This window comes from Acinetobacter sp. YH12100 (assembly GCF_013419135.1).
Lineage (GTDB): Bacteria > Pseudomonadota > Gammaproteobacteria > Pseudomonadales > Moraxellaceae > Acinetobacter > Acinetobacter pseudolwoffii.
This window is the reverse complement of the sequence record NZ_VPAQ01000001.1, coordinates 270,414-286,192: the sequence shown is the minus strand read 5'-3', so window position 1 is coordinate 286,192 and position 15,779 is coordinate 270,414. Positions and strand designations below refer to the sequence as shown.

The 15,779-nt window shown below is 42.5% G+C and carries 17 protein-coding genes; 9 read left to right on the top strand and 8 right to left on the bottom strand.

Features of this window, described 5'->3' with window-relative positions; translation table 11 throughout:
- Nucleotides 1–17: 17 nt before the first annotated feature.
- Nucleotides 18–866 carry a bifunctional methylenetetrahydrofolate dehydrogenase/methenyltetrahydrofolate cyclohydrolase FolD gene (gene folD, locus FTU40_RS01525; protein ID WP_180039503.1) on the top strand — a complete coding sequence of 283 codons (849 nt, stop codon included), beginning with the start codon at nucleotides 18–20 and terminating at the stop codon, nucleotides 864–866.
- A gap of 167 nt (nucleotides 867–1,033) precedes the next feature.
- Nucleotides 1,034–1,702, top strand: coding sequence for a methyltransferase (locus FTU40_RS01520; RefSeq protein ID WP_180039501.1), 669 nt, complete (start codon nucleotides 1,034–1,036; stop codon nucleotides 1,700–1,702).
- A gap of 61 nt (nucleotides 1,703–1,763) precedes the next feature.
- Here the strand turns inward: FTU40_RS01520 and FTU40_RS01515 are convergent, their stop codons facing one another.
- Complete coding sequence (locus tag FTU40_RS01515; protein WP_159138049.1) at nucleotides 1,764–2,186, bottom strand: hypothetical protein; 423 nt, start codon at nucleotides 2,184–2,186, stop codon at nucleotides 1,764–1,766.
- A 135-nt stretch (nucleotides 2,187–2,321) separates the two neighbouring features.
- Nucleotides 2,322–4,151 (bottom strand): phosphoenolpyruvate carboxykinase (GTP), encoded by a 1,830-nt coding sequence (locus FTU40_RS01510; protein ID WP_005096308.1) that lies wholly within the window; start codon nucleotides 4,149–4,151, stop codon nucleotides 2,322–2,324.
- Between the two features lie 415 nt (nucleotides 4,152–4,566).
- Between FTU40_RS01510 and FTU40_RS01505 the strand changes: the two genes are divergently transcribed.
- The 4 genes from FTU40_RS01505 (at nucleotide 4,567) to groL (ending at nucleotide 8,419) form a co-directional block, all read left to right on the top strand.
- Nucleotides 4,567–5,505 (top strand): diacylglycerol kinase family protein, encoded by a 939-nt coding sequence (locus FTU40_RS01505; protein ID WP_180039498.1) that lies wholly within the window; start codon nucleotides 4,567–4,569, stop codon nucleotides 5,503–5,505.
- The gene (locus FTU40_RS01500; RefSeq protein WP_005096310.1) at nucleotides 5,486–6,262 is read left to right on the top strand and encodes a metallophosphoesterase; all 777 of its coding nucleotides are present in this window, start codon (nucleotides 5,486–5,488) and stop codon (nucleotides 6,260–6,262) included. The genes FTU40_RS01505 and FTU40_RS01500 overlap by 20 nt, the downstream gene beginning before the upstream one ends.
- A gap of 168 nt (nucleotides 6,263–6,430) precedes the next feature.
- A complete protein-coding gene (groES, locus tag FTU40_RS01495; RefSeq protein ID WP_005096311.1) occupies nucleotides 6,431–6,718 on the top strand; it encodes a co-chaperone GroES in 288 nt (95 codons plus the stop codon).
- 66 nt (nucleotides 6,719–6,784) lie between these two features.
- Entirely contained in the window at nucleotides 6,785–8,419 is a 1,635-nt protein-coding gene (groL, locus tag FTU40_RS01490) for a chaperonin GroEL (RefSeq protein ID WP_005096312.1), read from the top strand.
- A gap of 67 nt (nucleotides 8,420–8,486) precedes the next feature.
- Here groL and FTU40_RS01485 read toward each other — a convergent pair whose 3' ends face one another.
- Entirely contained in the window at nucleotides 8,487–8,981 is a 495-nt protein-coding gene (locus FTU40_RS01485) for a copper resistance protein NlpE (RefSeq protein ID WP_005096313.1), read from the bottom strand.
- 229 nt (nucleotides 8,982–9,210) lie between these two features.
- Here FTU40_RS01485 and FTU40_RS01480 point away from each other — a divergent pair, with 229 nt between their 5' ends.
- Complete coding sequence (locus tag FTU40_RS01480) at nucleotides 9,211–10,365, top strand: helix-turn-helix transcriptional regulator (protein ID WP_180039496.1); 1,155 nt, start codon at nucleotides 9,211–9,213, stop codon at nucleotides 10,363–10,365.
- A 43-nt stretch (nucleotides 10,366–10,408) separates the two neighbouring features.
- Here the strand turns inward: FTU40_RS01480 and FTU40_RS01475 are convergent, their stop codons facing one another.
- The gene (locus FTU40_RS01475; protein ID WP_180039494.1) at nucleotides 10,409–11,623 is read right to left on the bottom strand and encodes a hypothetical protein; all 1,215 of its coding nucleotides are present in this window, start codon (nucleotides 11,621–11,623) and stop codon (nucleotides 10,409–10,411) included.
- Between the two features lie 363 nt (nucleotides 11,624–11,986).
- Between FTU40_RS01475 and FTU40_RS01470 the strand changes: the two genes are divergently transcribed.
- Nucleotides 11,987–12,535: a 1-acyl-sn-glycerol-3-phosphate acyltransferase gene (locus FTU40_RS01470; RefSeq protein ID WP_180039556.1), complete on the top strand. Its 549-nt coding sequence runs from the start codon at nucleotides 11,987–11,989 to the stop codon at nucleotides 12,533–12,535.
- A gap of 78 nt (nucleotides 12,536–12,613) precedes the next feature.
- Here the strand turns inward: FTU40_RS01470 and FTU40_RS01465 are convergent, their stop codons facing one another.
- From FTU40_RS01465 to FTU40_RS01455, 3 genes are all read right to left on the bottom strand, one after another.
- Nucleotides 12,614–12,934, bottom strand: a complete 321-nt coding sequence (locus FTU40_RS01465; protein WP_005096317.1) for a hypothetical protein — start codon at nucleotides 12,932–12,934, stop codon at nucleotides 12,614–12,616.
- Between the two features lie 134 nt (nucleotides 12,935–13,068).
- Nucleotides 13,069–13,830: a 3-oxoacyl-ACP reductase gene (locus tag FTU40_RS01460; RefSeq protein ID WP_180039492.1), complete on the bottom strand. Its 762-nt coding sequence runs from the start codon at nucleotides 13,828–13,830 to the stop codon at nucleotides 13,069–13,071.
- Nucleotides 13,831–13,929: 99 nt separating this feature from the next.
- Nucleotides 13,930–14,664 (bottom strand): sulfite exporter TauE/SafE family protein, encoded by a 735-nt coding sequence (locus tag FTU40_RS01455; RefSeq protein ID WP_180039490.1) that lies wholly within the window; start codon nucleotides 14,662–14,664, stop codon nucleotides 13,930–13,932.
- A 244-nt stretch (nucleotides 14,665–14,908) separates the two neighbouring features.
- Here FTU40_RS01455 and FTU40_RS01450 point away from each other — a divergent pair, with 244 nt between their 5' ends.
- A complete protein-coding gene (locus FTU40_RS01450; protein WP_005171910.1) occupies nucleotides 14,909–15,127 on the top strand; it encodes a hypothetical protein in 219 nt (72 codons plus the stop codon).
- A gap of 93 nt (nucleotides 15,128–15,220) precedes the next feature.
- Here FTU40_RS01450 and rsmD read toward each other — a convergent pair whose 3' ends face one another.
- Complete coding sequence (gene rsmD, locus FTU40_RS01445; RefSeq protein WP_100328796.1) at nucleotides 15,221–15,778, bottom strand: 16S rRNA (guanine(966)-N(2))-methyltransferase RsmD; 558 nt, start codon at nucleotides 15,776–15,778, stop codon at nucleotides 15,221–15,223.
- Nucleotide 15,779 lies beyond the last annotated feature (1 nt).

Sequence of the window (15,779 nt, the reverse complement as noted above, 5' to 3'; positions counted from 1 at the left end):
CACTTGGGAGAAGTGCCGTGGCATTAGTTCTAGACGGTCGTGCATTGGCGAAGCAAATTGAAGCTGACTTGTTTACTCGCGTAGAAGCGCTGAAAGCAAAATCAGGTCGTACTCCAATTCTTGCGACGATTTTGGTAGGTGACGATGGCGCATCTGCAACTTATGTTCGCATGAAAGGCAATGCCTGCCGCCGTGTTGGTATGGATTCACTCAAATTGGAACTTCCTAAAGAAACCACCACTGAAGAATTATTGGCTGAAATTGAAAAATTAAATGCAAATCCTGATGTGCACGGTATTTTGCTTCAACATCCGGTTCCGGCTCAAATTGATGAACGTGCCTGTTTTGATGCAATTTCGCTTGAAAAAGACGTAGATGGTGTGACTTGTCTGGGCTACGGTCGTATGGCAATGGGCGAAGCAGCCTATGGTTCAGCGACGCCTGCTGGGATTATGACCATTTTGAAAGAAAACAACATCGAAATCGCTGGTAAACATGCGGTGGTTGTAGGTCGTTCTGCAATTTTGGGTAAACCAATGGCTGCGATGCTGCTAGAAGCGAATGCAACCGTAACCATTTGCCATTCACGTACTCAAGATCTTGCAAGCTTTGTTAAGCAAGCTGACATTATTGTCGGTGCAGTAGGTAAAGCTGAACTGATTCAAAAAGACTGGATCAAATCAGGCGCGGTGGTTGTTGATGCTGGTTTCCATCCACGTGATGGCGGTGGTGTAGGTGATATTCAATTGGTTGGCATCGAAGAAATTGCTTCTGCTTACACACCAGTTCCGGGCGGCGTAGGTCCAATGACAATCACAACATTGATTCGTCAAACTGTTGAAGCTGCTGAGAAGGCTTTGGGTTAATTCCTACAGTGTTCCTTCTCCCTCAGGGAGAAGGCTAGGATGAGGGAGATTTTTTATAAATAATCCTCTCCCTAGCCCTCTCCTTTAATAAAGGAGAGGGAACTTTCTTTATTAATTCGGGTTTCGTGTTTGAAACTAAAATTCTGAATATTCAAAAATAAAACCCAATGAGCTGTACCTTTCAATTGCCTAAAGCTCCTCAGCATCTGCTAAAAGCCTTACATGATGTGATTCCACATTGTGAATTACAGGCGCAGCAGCTTCCCGATACGCCTATTTCTTTATGGCTCATTCCACCAGTATTCCCAACTGACAAACTCGATGATGAAGTCATCCGTCGCATCTGGAACGATACACCGTACTGGATCTTTTGCTGGGCCTCAGGCTTGGCGATGGCGCAGTGGCTATTGGCAGAGCCGCATCATGTCAAAGACAAAGTAGTTTTGGATTTTGGGGCGGGATCGGGCGTAGTTGCCATTGCAGCAAAAATGGCGGGCGCAAAACGTGTGATTTGCTGTGATATCGATCAAGTTAGTCTGGATGCCTGTCGTGCCAATGCGGAGCTGAATGATGTTGAGCTTGAATATTTGAATGATTTGTATAAGGCAGAGCAGCTAGATATTCTGTTAGCCGCAGATGTGCTCTATGATCAATGCAACCGTTTTTTCTTGGATGAATTTTTAAAATTCGCACCTGAAGTATGGGTAGCAGACAGTCGAGTCAAAAATTTTAGTCATCCAAAGTATATAAAGCTGGATGAACGTAGCGCGACGACCTGGCCAGACCTGGATGAATCACCAGAGTTTCGTAATGTCAGTTTTTATAAAACACGTTGAATTTGAAAAATAAAAAGGGCAATAAGCCCTTTTTATTGTGTTGCTTTGAATATATCGGATATTAAGAACAAGTATAACGAATGACACGCATCGTGGTTGGGCGGGCGTCTAAGGCTTCGCGTGCACCGAGATTCTCGCTATTATATAGATCTGGGGTGTTGCTTAAGCTGATTTGCGTGCGGCTATTACCTAATTGGCGGCCATATTGTTCCTGCTCCGCAAGTGGATTAGAAATTTCATTGGTGCTTAAAATCTGGATATTATAGGTTTTTGAACCGCCCAAAGTCTGTTGACAGGCTGCCTGCAATTTTCTTTCATCCTGATTGGGCCGTCCTGAGAGCGTATAGCTCAAGGTTGCTGTATTGCCTGAACGTTCCAGAATTTCATAGCCACTTTTTCCGTTGAACTGATGTGGTGCCGTCTGACACGCACTCAACATGAAGCTGCTTGCAGCCAGAGCTAAAATGACTGTTGTTCTTTTCATATTTATATTTCCTAAAGTCTTGCGCTAATTATGCCATAGTTTGCTTCAACTGCTGCTCTGGTCAATTGTGATCAATTGTTTATCCATTTAATAAAAAAGGCCGCTTACGCGACCTTTTTTGAATCAAATCAGCAATTAAGCAGATTTAACCGCAGCAATTAATTCTGCTTGACGTTGTTTTAACGCTTCTGGCAAACGACCACCAAGTTTGTCGAACAATTCAGTGTGGCTTTCAAGTTCTTTGATCCATTGATCTTTATCTTGAGCAGTCACAAGGTCAAATTGTTCTTTAGTAAAGTCAGAACCAGTCCAGTTCAACTGTTCATAAGTTGGAACGCGGCCAATTGGTGTGTCAACAGCAGTTGCACGACCTTCACAGCGGTCAATGATCCACTCAAGAACGCGCATGTTTTGACCGAAACCAGGCCATACGAAGTTACCTTCAGCGTCACGACGGAACCAGTTCACGTTATAGATCCCAGGAAGTTTGTTGCCAGCAGCTTCAGCTTTCTCAGCAACTTGCTCGCCCATTTCTAACCAGTGCGTGAAGTAATCCGCCATGTTGTAGCCAGCGAAAGGAAGCATCGCGAACGGGTCACGACGAACAATACCTTGTTGACCAACAGCAGCAGCAGTGGTTTCAGAGCCCATGGTTGCAGCTTTGTAAACACCATCAACCCAGTCAAATGCTTCTGAAATTAGAGGCACTGTGTCCGCGCGGCGACCACCGAAGATGAACGCAGAAATTGGAACACCTGCTGGATTTTCCCAGTCAGCGTCAATCGAAGGGCATTGACCAGCAGCAACAGTGAAGCGAGCATTTGGATGCGCAGCTTTTTCTTCGCCAGTGTGAGGTTGACCTTTCCAGTTGGTCAGGTTAGCAGGTACTTCTTTAGAAAGACCTTCCCACCATACTTCGCCGTTGTCAGTTACAGCAACGTTGGTATAGATCACATCTTTAGTTAATGTTGCCATACAGTTCGGGTTGGTCTTGGTATTTGTACCCGGCGCTACACCGAAGAAACCAGCTTCAGGGTTGATGGCATATAAGCGACCATCTTCACCTGGTTTGATCCAAGCAATATCGTCACCTACAGTTTCAATTTTCCAGCCTTCGTAGCCCGCTGGTGGAATCAACATCGCGAAGTTTGTTTTACCGCATGCAGATGGGAATGCTGCTGCGATATAGTGTTTTTCGCCTTGTGGATTGGTCACGCCAAGGATCAGCATGTGTTCAGCTAACCAGCCTTGTTGACGACCCATGAATGATGCAATACGTAAAGCCAGGCATTTTTTACCCAACAATGCGTTACCGCCATAACCAGAACCATAAGACCAGATCTCACGAGTTTCTGGATAATGCACGATGTATTTTTCAGGGTTGCAAGGCCATGCAACGTCTTTTTCGCCTTGTTCTAGCGGAGCGCCCACAGTATGTACACATGGAACGTATTCGCCATCAGTACCTAGAACGTCATAAACAGCTTTACCCATGCGAGCCATTTTAGACATGCTTACAGCAACGTAAGGAGAATCTGTTAATTCGATACCGATGTGTGCAATATGAGAACCTAAAGGACCCATAGAGAAAGGCACAACGTACAAAGTACGACCTTTCATAGAACCGTCAAACAAACCGTTGAGGCGAGCACGCATTTCAGCAGGCGCTTCCCAGTTGTTGGTTGCGCCAGCGTCTTCTTTGTTTTCAGAGCAAATGTAAGTACGACCTTCAACACGAGCAACGTCAGAAGGATCAGAATTCGCAAGATAAGAACCAGGATGAGTTTCTTGATTCAGTGCTTGCATTGTGCCGTTAGCGATCATCAAGTCGATATAACGTTGATATTCTTCTGCGCTACCGTCACACCATTCAATTTTTGCTGGTTTTGTTAATTTAGCAATCTCTTCCACCCAAGCAATAAGCTTAGGGTGACGAACGAATTCTGGTGCGTTCACTTGGGTCATGGTGAGGCCTATCTCAAATGTGTACAAAAAGGATGTACAAAGTACAATCCGAACAATAAAAATGTTGCCCGGATGATATATGAAAAAAAGTGGCTGTATTAAAGCATAAAATGATAAAAAAAATAAGACCAAAGAAGCACTAGATTTCTTTTGGCATATAATGCTATTTTATTTGTAAATATAATGAAAACAATAAGATAAAACTAAATATTTGAATTACCTTGGTTATTTATTTTAATTATGGGTGGTATTTATTTTAAAAATTATTAATAAAATCAATTTATTAATTTTATAGCACGTCTCATATTCGTTATTGATTAAATAAATGGTTGCCATTTGAATTTTACATAAAGCTACTGTTAATTGTCTATGAATTGGACAAAATGCCAATAGGCTTCATAAAGTTGTGCGAAAAATGTCTAATCAATCTAAACCCTTATCGCTTATTTATAATCATAATGCTGGTTTTCGCATACAGGGGCCAGAAGGCATTTATGAGCAGCTGATCGATATATTTTCAGCGCAAGGTTATCAGACTAAAGCTTATGAAATCAATGATTCACAGCAATTTGATCACGTTATGGCGGAGGTGTTGACACGACATTTAGCGTCGGATGAAGCAGGCATCGTGGTGGCAGCAGGTGGGGATGGTACTTTAAATACAGTCGCCAAGCATTTATTAAATACGCAAATTTCTGTCGGAATTTTACCCTTGGGTACTTTTAATTATGTAGCCAAATTATTAGATATTCCCCTGGATTTAATTGAAGCCGCTAAAGTGATTGCCACGGGACAATCTAAACGTATCAATGTAGCCCAAATTAATCAGGATATTTATCTGAATAATGCCAGTTTGGGCCTGTATCCCTTATTTATCAAAAAACGTGAAGATTATAACCGGCGGTTTGGTCGATTGCCGTTACATGCCTATACTTCCGCACTGGATGTGCTGATTCGCGACCGTAAGGAACTGAAACTGGAAATCTGGGTAGATCACAAGAAATATCCGGTAAAAACACCCCTGATCTTTTTTGGCAACAATCCCTTGCAACTGGCAGATATGAAAATGCAGATTGCCAAAGCAGCAGAGCAGGGTAAAGTCGCAGGAGTAGTGGTTTCTAAAAGTGATAAGCTAACTTTATTTAAGCTTGTGTATCAGTTGGTTCGTGGCAAGATTGATCAGGCTTCGGATGTTTACAGTTTTGCTGCCGATCAAGTCCGTATCGAATCTAGATCCAAGAAATTGATGGTGGCGATTGATGGCGAAATCGTAGAAATGGCGCCGCCCCTCAATATTTCTGTTTTAAAAAACAGCCTGAGTGTAAGGGTGCCGCATGATCCTGCATCTGTCTGATCTGCATTTTGGGACAGAAAAACCCGAGTGTTTAGAGGCAATTCGACAGTTCTGTCAGACTCATCCTCTGGAAGCGGTCGTCGTCAGTGGTGATCTGACCCAACGCGCACGTTTAAGTCAGTTTTTGGCCTGTAAACGGTTTTTAGATCAGCTTGAGACACCTTATCTGGTAATTCCGGGTAATCATGATATTCCGCTCTATCATTTGTGGAATCGGCTGTTTAATCCATTTACCCGTTATCAGCTTTTTTTTGGTGAACTTGAACCCACACTTGAAACAGACAACTTTTATCTGGTGGGGGTGAACTCAATCCGGCGCCGCTATCACACCAAAGGGCATTTATCGCTTGAGCAGATTCAGCGTATTGATCGGAAATTAGGCCAAGCGCCTTCTTCCAAATTAAAAATTATTGTCAGCCATCAACCGTTCTATGTGCCTTTTCAAAATAAGCGCGGTTTTAAGGATAGTCCATTGATGGCCAAAATTGCTTTAGAGGCTTGGGCAGCACATGGCCTGTTTGCAGTCTTGCATGGACATCTGCATCAACCTGCGGTTTATGATTTGAACCTGATCTTTGAGTTGGGGGCAGATCATCCTGTTTATGATGTACATGCAGGTACTTCAGCCTCGCATCGGCTACATAAAAAAGAGCCAAATAGTTTTAATCTGATTGATGCATCAGGAAAAATTTCCCAGTATTTATTCGATGACGTGACCCAGTCCTTTCTGTTAAAGCCTGATATGTTGAATAAATAGACGAAAAATCAGTATTCGTTAAAAAAAAGCAATTTTTTTTCATTTTTGCCCTTGAAGCGTTTTATTCCATCTCCATAAAAGTGACATCAAAAATTTTTGATGATGACCCATGGAATAATTAAGTCGTCATCAGTGACCTAAAAAAGACTTAGTCTGATGGAGTTAAATATGAGCAACATTCGTCCATTACATGACCGCGTTGTTATTCGTCGTGTTGAAGAAGAAACTAAAACAGCTGGCGGTATTTTACTTCCTGGTTCTGCTGCAGAAAAACCAGCTCAAGGTGAAATCATTGCTGTAGGTAATGGTCAAATCACTGACAATGGTGTACGTGCACTAGATGTAAAAGTTGGCGATAAAGTATTGTTCGGTACGTATGCGGGTACAACTGTGAAAGTTGACGGCGAAGAACTTCTTATTATGAAAGAATCTGACATTTTAGCGGTATTTGCTTAATTTCCGTTTAAAGTCGTCTTATATTCATCAGAATTTAAAAGATATCAAAAGTATTTGGAGTCAAAAATGTCAGCTAAAGACGTAAAATTTGGTGATTCAGCGCGCAGCAAAATGATTGCTGGTGTGAATATCCTTGCAGATGCAGTGAAAGTAACACTAGGTCCTAAAGGCCGTAACGTTGTGATCGACCGTTCTTTCGGTGCGCCGCACATCACCAAAGATGGTGTAACGGTTGCCAAAGAAATCACCCTAAAAGATAAATTCGAAAATATGGGTGCTCAGCTGGTTCGTGAAGTGTCTTCTAAAACCAATGACATCGCAGGTGATGGTACAACCACTGCAACTGTATTGGCTCAAGCAATTTTGAACGAAGGCATCAAGTCAGTGACAGCGGGTATGAACCCAATGGACCTGAAACGCGGTATTGATATTGCAGTTAAATCTTTGGTTGCTGAAATTAAAGCAACTGCTCAACCTGCGTCTGATTCTAAAGCGATTGAACAAGTCGGTTCGATCTCTGCAAACTCTGACACCACTGTAGGTAAACTGATTGCGCAAGCAATGGAAAAAGTGGGCAAAGAAGGCGTCATCACTGTAGAAGAAGGTTCAGGCTTTGAAGATTCTCTAGATGTGGTAGAGGGTATGCAGTTTGACCGCGGTTACATCTCGCCATACTTCGCAAACAAGCAAGACACGCTAACTGCGGAGCTTGAAAATCCGTTCATTCTTCTGGTTGACAAAAAAATCAGCAACATTCGTGAGTTGATCACAGTGCTTGAAGCAGTTGCGAAAACAGGTAAACCGCTTTTGATCATCGCTGAAGATGTTGAAGGCGAAGCGTTGGCAACTTTGGTTGTCAACAACATGCGCGGCATCATCAAAGTATGTGCAGTAAAAGCGCCTGGTTTTGGTGATCGTCGTAAAGCGATGCTGCAAGACATCGCGATCTTGACTGGCGGTACGGTGATTTCTGAAGAAATTGGCATGCAGCTAGATCAAACTGCACTTGAACATTTAGGTACTGCACATAAAGTGACTGTATCTAAAGAAAACACAGTGATTGTGGATGGTGCGGGCAATGCAGGTCAAATTTCTGAACGTGTTCAGCAAATCCGTGCGCAAATTGAAGAATCGACGTCTGAATATGACAAAGAAAAACTTCAAGAACGTGTTGCTAAATTGGCAGGCGGTGTTGCAGTGATCAAAATCGGTGCTGCGACTGAAGTTGAAATGAAAGAGAAGAAAGACCGTGTAGACGATGCCCTTCATGCAACGCGTGCTGCGGTTGAAGAAGGTGTGGTTGCAGGTGGTGGTGTTGCACTGGTACGTGCAGCGAAAGTATTGGATAACGTAACTGGCGCGAATGATGACCAAAATGTAGGTATCAACATTCTACGTCGTGCGATTGAAGCGCCGCTTCGTCAAATCGTATCGAATGCGGGTGATGAGCCTTCAGTGGTGATCAATGCTGTGAAAAATGGCGAAGGCAACTTCGGTTATAACGCGGCAACAGGTGTTTATGGCGATATGCTCGAAATGGGTATTCTTGACCCAGCAAAAGTAACGCGTTCTGCACTTGAGCATGCTGCTTCTGTTGCTGCATTAATGTTGACAACTGAATGTATGATCACGGATATTCCAGAAGACAAGCCTGCAATGCCTGATATGGGCGGCATGGGTGGTATGGGCGGCATGATGTAATTCATGTTGATCATCCGATCTTAAAAAAATCCCCGCAATAGCGGGGATTTTTTTATTCTTTACAAAATTATGATGAAGACTTTTTAACTAATTTATAATTTAAATTACTCTCAATTTTTTTACCTGATTCAACATCACGTGCTTCGATAAAATTTTCGCCAACAAAGAATTTACGGTTTTCAGCTTTGTTATCTAATGTGATGAGTGACGGATCCTGAGGATCAAAACTAAAACTGCCTTTGAGTTCAAATTCATTATTATTAGCTTTCCCTAAATATTCTTCACTCAGTTCATAAGTCTTATCTGAATTAAGCTGTAACTCGACTTTAATGCCTTCACAGTCGGCACAAGGAAATACACCTTCATATTCACCTGCCCAATCTAATGAGGTCTCTGCGCTATCAGCCCGAGTCAGATTGGTACCGGGGTTATTTTGCTCCGTCATCGCTGGGCTGGATGGTGCATTATGATTCATTGGCTCATTGTCATTCTGTTTTGAACATGCTGTCAACGTTGATGAAATAGCGACTGCCATCGCAGCGGTGAATATAAATTTCTTCATTGTTTTGATCCTATGGATTTATTTGTTAGCTAATTACATTAAAAGCAGTCTGTATAGATAAATAGAGCAATCTTGTTAAAGTTTGATTCATTAGGTGAATCAGATCAAAGTTATTCATCAATCAATAGACTTCAGGGATTTTCATAAAATATTAAAGGCATTTTATGTCGTTTCACCAAGGGCTGCTTGGCGCTATGATTAAGAAAGAACTATAAAAAATGAGGCAGCAATGAAATTAGAACAAGAAAATAATCTTATTGCAAAAATTTATGATGCTGCATTATTGCCAGCTTTGTGGCTGGAGGTGATCGAAGATATCGTGAGCTACACTAAAAGTAAGAGTGCAATCTTTACCGGTCTGGATCAGCTTAATCCAGGCTATGATTTTGTCTATACTCACAATATTCCGCAGCAAAGCCTGAAAGCTTATCAAGATGAGCGTATTCGGGTGATAGATATGAAACTGCATATGCCGCTCTGGAATAAAATTGATACTGGGGAGGTGCTGAATCAGGACTGTCAGTATTATGCTGACTTGCCTGGAACCGAGCAGTATCTATTTTATGAAAAATGCTTAAAACCTACCGGTATTTGCTATATGGCAGGAGTCTTGCTGGATCGGGGAAATTATCGCTGGGCAGTACTAGGTATTCATCGTGCGCCGTATATGCCACCTTTTGCGCAGGAACAGCTGGATTTTTTAAAGCGTATTGGTATTCATTTACGTCGGGCATTGCAGATTCACCGCCAGATCAGTCTGGTTGAACAGCATAATGCCAGTTTGTATATGATTTTGGACAGCCTAAAAATTGGCATTGTGTTGCTAGACCAAAAACTGTGCGTTTGTTATTCCAATCTGGTGGCACAGCAGATGATGGGTGCACAGCGCTGTCTGGAACTGGATCTGCATAACCGGTTGAAAACCAGTCCTTCTGACCAGCAGGCACTAGAACAGCTCTTAGCCAGTGCCTTGCTGCAAGATGTGGCATTGCATACCGAGATTGGTGGTGCATTGGCACTAAAAGGGCCAGATGGGCAGCAGTTAATGCTGACGGCGGTGCCTTTTAAGCATTTTAGTCCAACACCCCAGCTGGATGAAGCGCGGCATCGGATTGCTTTATTGATCACCGATAAAAACCAGCATTATTCGTTGTCTAAGGCTTATTTGCAGCAGTGTTACCGGCTGTCGAATCGGGAGTTTGAGCTGTGCGAGCTGTTATTGAATGCTTATAAGCTGGAAGAAATTGCGGAGCACTGCGGGATTACCCTCAGTTCTGTGAGAACCTATTTTAAGAATATTTATGAGAAAACCGGCTGTAATTCTCAAATTGAACTGATGCATCTGCTGATGGGCTGTATGATATATTTTGAGCATATTCAGTGACCTAATCCAATATAAATATTGGATTAGGTTCGTTTGACATAAACTATTTATAACGGTTGAGGCTAAAGGTGCCTTCACCCTCAACGGTAAAGGACAGGGTATTGGCTTGAATATTCAGGGTTAGGCCTGAACTGGCGCCAGTTTCGGACAGGCCAGCACAGCCATTGGTATCGACCAGAATATCGCGTGAGTCAATATAGAGTTTGTTATCCCTGACTTGGTATTTACCAAACTCGATTCCTGGATCGCCACAAGAGCCTTCTTCATCCGGTTGATCATCACCTACAGGATCTAGTAGGAAATAAGTATTGTTGGCATTAAAGATAAAGAGATGGTCAGTAGCACTTTGCCAAGCTCCGATAATACCATTGACGTTATTTTCCAAGCGGTTAAAAGTGGCGCCTTCTTGCGGGTTTAACTTCTCCTGAATCGTTAACTGGCTACCGTCAAATGCCAATGTCATGGTACGTTGTTGATTTGGATCAGCCAGTCCCCAATCTGTATTGGTATCAATAGAGGTGCTAGCAGTAAAATCACCAGTTAATGAATTTAGAGAAATTTCTCCTTTCTCAAGACCATTCCCTTCATTGTCTGAATCTTGAGGAATAGCTTCTCCTAATGTGTAGTGACCATTTTCATCAATCACCAAGATCACTTCTGAGGACTCGCCGTCATCATTGGTTGTTGTAGACCAAATACCAGCAATATCTTTAAAAATGGCTTTACGGAAGTTTTCTTGTGCTTCTTCAGGTGTTACTACTACAGGGTTTGTTAATTCTGGAATTTTACTCAGTTCGGTTTCCAGAACTTCAATAAACTCTGACGTAGGTAAGGAAAAATCGATTTTTGCGGAAGACAACGGAGTAAGGTTAGATGGAATTTCAATCCCATTGTCATGATTACCGTCTTTATCTAATGACTGTAAGAAAATCATTAAATTAAGCCGGGTATCTTCATCGTTTGCTAATTCTTGAGGGGTAATCCGACTGGCAGCTTTAAGCTTTCCAATCACGATCTCGCCTATACTAAAAGTAACTTCATCACCTTCCTGGTATTCAAACTCACCCCGTTCATTGGTCTGTTTAATAACCCCGTTAATGCTATAGTTAGCTCCTTGAATAGTGCCATCTGTCAAAACACCAATTTTGTTTGAGGATGAAGGCGGTGGGTTTTCTGTCTGTGAACTATCATTATTATCAGACCCGCCACAGGCAGTTAATACTCCTGCTAAGGCGAGGCAAATTAAAGTTTTTTTCATATTAATCTTCCTGAGCTTTATCCTGTAAGTAGGAGTATAAAAAGAAATATCAATTCTCCATATCCTCAAATTGGGAGGTTAAGAGCTTTTTAATGTATGAATCCTTTATATTGGAAAGAAATTCCTATTTATATGGGGAAGCAATCTGAACTATCCGTAAATTGATGTATAAGATAAGTTGAAGGTGGAAAAAATAATCAACTATTCATTTAAAAATTCTAATTATACAAATATAGATTAATTGTTTATTTATTGATCATAGAGCACTATCTATATTTGCCGAGGTTGCTAAAATTCGCGCAATTTTGAATAGAATTGGTGCGTGACGTGTTTGAGAAGTTAGCAGAACAAAGCCTGAACCTGATGGGTTGGGAAATTGATAACCATTGGCCCCTAGATTTAGACCAATGTGTCATGATTGCTGCTCCTCATACCAGTAATTGGGATGCACTCTATGCGCGACTGGCCTTAAAAGCATTAGGCGTGAATGTTCGCTTAACCATTAAAGACAGTTACATGAAATTGCCATTTGGGCCTTTTGTGCGTGCTATGGGCGGTATCGGGATTGATCGCCGTCCTAAACAGCCGGGTGAGCCTCGTCCGAGCATGGTTCAGCTGATGACGGAATTATTCAAGACCCATCCTAAACTGGTGATGTTGGTGACGCCAGAAGCAACTCGTGCCAAACAGGAACAGTGGAAGACAGGTTTTTATCATGTAGCGATTAATGCCGGTGTGCCGATTGCATTGGCCTATATGGACTATGCCAAGAAGAAAACTGGCGTAGGTAAAATTGTTTATCCGACAGGGGATTATGAAAAAGATATGGGGGAAATCATGGCATTTTATGCAGATATTCAGCCAAAATTCCCTGAATGTTTCAGTGTCGATCAGCGTTATTATCAGAATTAAAATTGCGTTGTAAAAAGAGCAGGGTATTTTCCCTGCTTTTTTATTGTCTAAGAATTAAGAATATCAGACAAATACTACTTAGTTTTCAGAAGCGGGTAAAATTCCACCGAGGCTTTGACAGGCACTTTTATACAGCTCATATTGCTGTTGCACAACTTCCGATAAGGGAATATCAAATAACTTTTCACCTTGGTGATAATGCTCGATATACGCTTCGGCCTTGGATTTTGTGCTATAGAGCGAATGCTGATAATAATCGGTCATACTAGTATGCGACATCTGTGACATCTCGATCTGGGAGCACTGGAAATTTTGCAGCAGCTGTTCCGATTTTTTCAGATCGCTAGACATACAACCTGCCAGCAATAGGGTACTGAGCAATGTCGTGATAAATTTCATAGAAAATAGACAAAAGGTTTTATGGGAACACCGTATTGTAGAAGTAAAATCCGGTCACAAAACCTTTTTAATCTACCAGATGGTCAAAAAATAGAACAATAGAATCTAAAAATCCCGGTCTATTCTCTGGTCAGTTAACCTTTAACCAAGCCGCCATCCACAATCAGGTTTTGTCCGGTCACGGCACGTGAATAAGGCGATAAAAACATCAGGATTGCAGCAGCAAACTCTTCTGGTGTAATCACGCGGCGTAAAGGAGTTGATTGAGCAATTAGATCAAAAACAAAGTCTGGTGTGGCTTTACTGGCATCTGTGGTTTGTAACAGGCCGCCAGAGAGCATATTGACATTAATACCATATTGTCCCAAATCCTGCGCCGTAGTGCGGGTAAAGGCCAGTAAAGCCGCTTTTGCTGCGGTATAGTCATGATAAGGAACCACCGGATTTTGCACCAAGTTTGTGCCGATATTGATGATCCGGCCAAAACCCGTGTGCTTCATATCATCTAGTGCGGCTTGCGTGGTATTGAGGGCAGCCTGTACTGCACCACTGAATTGACGTGACATGGTCTCCCAAGTTAAATCTTCAACCTTAGGACGATCATCCCCATTAAATTCAAACTGAATCAGCGCATTATTGACGACCGCATGAATCGCTTCCCCGAAATGGTTTTTTGCCGCAGCAAATAAAGTCCGTACCTGATCAGCCTGAGTGACATCGGCCTGATAAATAAAAACCTGCTCAGGATACTGCTGCGCAAGCTGTTCGGCGGTTTGCTGACTGCTATGATAATTGACGACGACGCGAGCACCTTCTGCCAATAGGGCTTGAGTAATCGCCAAGCCCAAGCCACGTGCTCCGCCGGTAACGAGAACAATCTGATCACGAATCTGCATAATGATGATCTATATTACGAAATATTGGCCCTAACATAGCAGTTATGTCAGCGGATTCAAGCCTGAGGCAAAGTAAACGGATTCTGCATGAGATTGGGCTTAAATGAATTGGGACGCTAGAAGAAAACAGCCGGCACTGAACAGCAAACTCAGGATAATGCGTTTAAACAGCAGTTCAGAAATTTTATAGAAGAGTTTTGCCCCTAAAATGGCCGGAATACTGACAAAAACTATTAACACTGCCATATAGGGTAAATGACTTTGATCGATCATACCTTGCCATAGATAGGTACCGAGTGCGAAGACCTGAACTGCAAAATTAAAATGCCTCAAGATATAGCGTTGCTGGGCTTTCGGGAGTTGTTTCAACATCACCCATGCTGAAGGGATAGCTCCGCAGAAACCACCGAGTCCACCTAATATTCCACCCATCAATCCGATACTACTGTCGGCTATTTTTCCCGAGCGCTGAATGGTTTTGATTTGTGGATTGAGCAGCATCAGCGGAGACCAGAGCACCAGAAAAATGCCCAAAACCAATTTAAATGTATCAGCTTGGATGATGTGCAGCAGGTAAGTGCCGAGCGGTACGCCAATCAGACCAGCCACTAAATAAGGCAGTAGCCACTGTTTAGATAATATTGGGGGCTTCTGTTCCTGCGTCAGTGAAATTAAATGACTCCAGATAGAAGCAAATACCAGCAAGGGCGCTGCCAGTTGCGGAGCCAATACCCAGACCCAGAATGACATGGCAATCAGGGCAAAGGCAAAACCGGTCAGCCCCTGTACGAAACCAGCGACCATTGCACCAAGAATAAATAACAGCCAGGTCATAAAGGTCAGGTCAGAAGGAAAGGCAGCAGTATTCTAAAGATCAGGGCAAAAGCCAAGCTTTTAGTTAGCTGTATTTATGCAAATTAAAGTTCAAATGTGCGTAAAATATTAAAACGAAAATAAGGAATGAGTTTTTTATTCCTGCATAAAAATGCATAAATCACTACAACAGAGCAACAATGAGTTCGTTTAGTCTCCATGAACTCGCCTGATACTGATAGGGTGCAGTAAAGAGATTAGGGACATGATTAAAAAAGCGATTTTACTTTCTGTATTGGCAGTGTCATTAACTGGTTGTGTGGTTGATCCATGGGATGATGGTTCTCGTGATCACCGGGATCGCAACGGACATTATGATCGAGACCACAAGGATCGTGACTGGAAAAATCGGGAGCATAGAGATCATCGGGATTGGAAGCGTGACAGAGGTGACAACCGTGATTGGCGCCGTGATCGTGACTAAAATACTTCTCGCGTCTTTCAGTTTGACTATTATTGACAAAAAAGGATTCCACCGCGGAATCCTTTTTTTAATGGGTCTTAATTGTGACTTTATTTAAGAAACACTTTTTTGATAAAGCCCTGCACGCACTGTACCGGCTTTGGTATTTTTAATGAGTCGCCATGACACTGGTAATTTAAGCAACTGTAGATCACGGTCTGCTTCCACATAAATATAAGCATTATTTTTCACCAGATGATCCGCCTGTAATGCCAGCTCTTCCCATAAGTTCAGGCTATACGGTGGATCGAGAAAAACCAGATCAAATTGTGTTTGCAGGCTGGTTAACGCTTGCTGCGCCGTTGCTATTTTCAATTGGGCGCGTGCTTTGGTGACTTGTAATAGTTCAAGATTCTGGGTCAGGAATTGTGCCTGAGTACGATCTGGTTCAATCATGACGACTGAGGCCGCACCACGCGATAAGGCTTCAAAAGCCAAGGCACCAGATCCTGCACAAATGTCCAAAACCTGTGCATTTTGTACGTCCCACATAAGCCAGTTAAACAGGGTTTCGCGTACTCGATCAGGCGTCGGGCGTAAACCCTCAATGCTGGCAAAAGGTAGTTGACGACGTTTCCAGTCACCCCCAATAATTCGAAGTTGGTTTTTCATT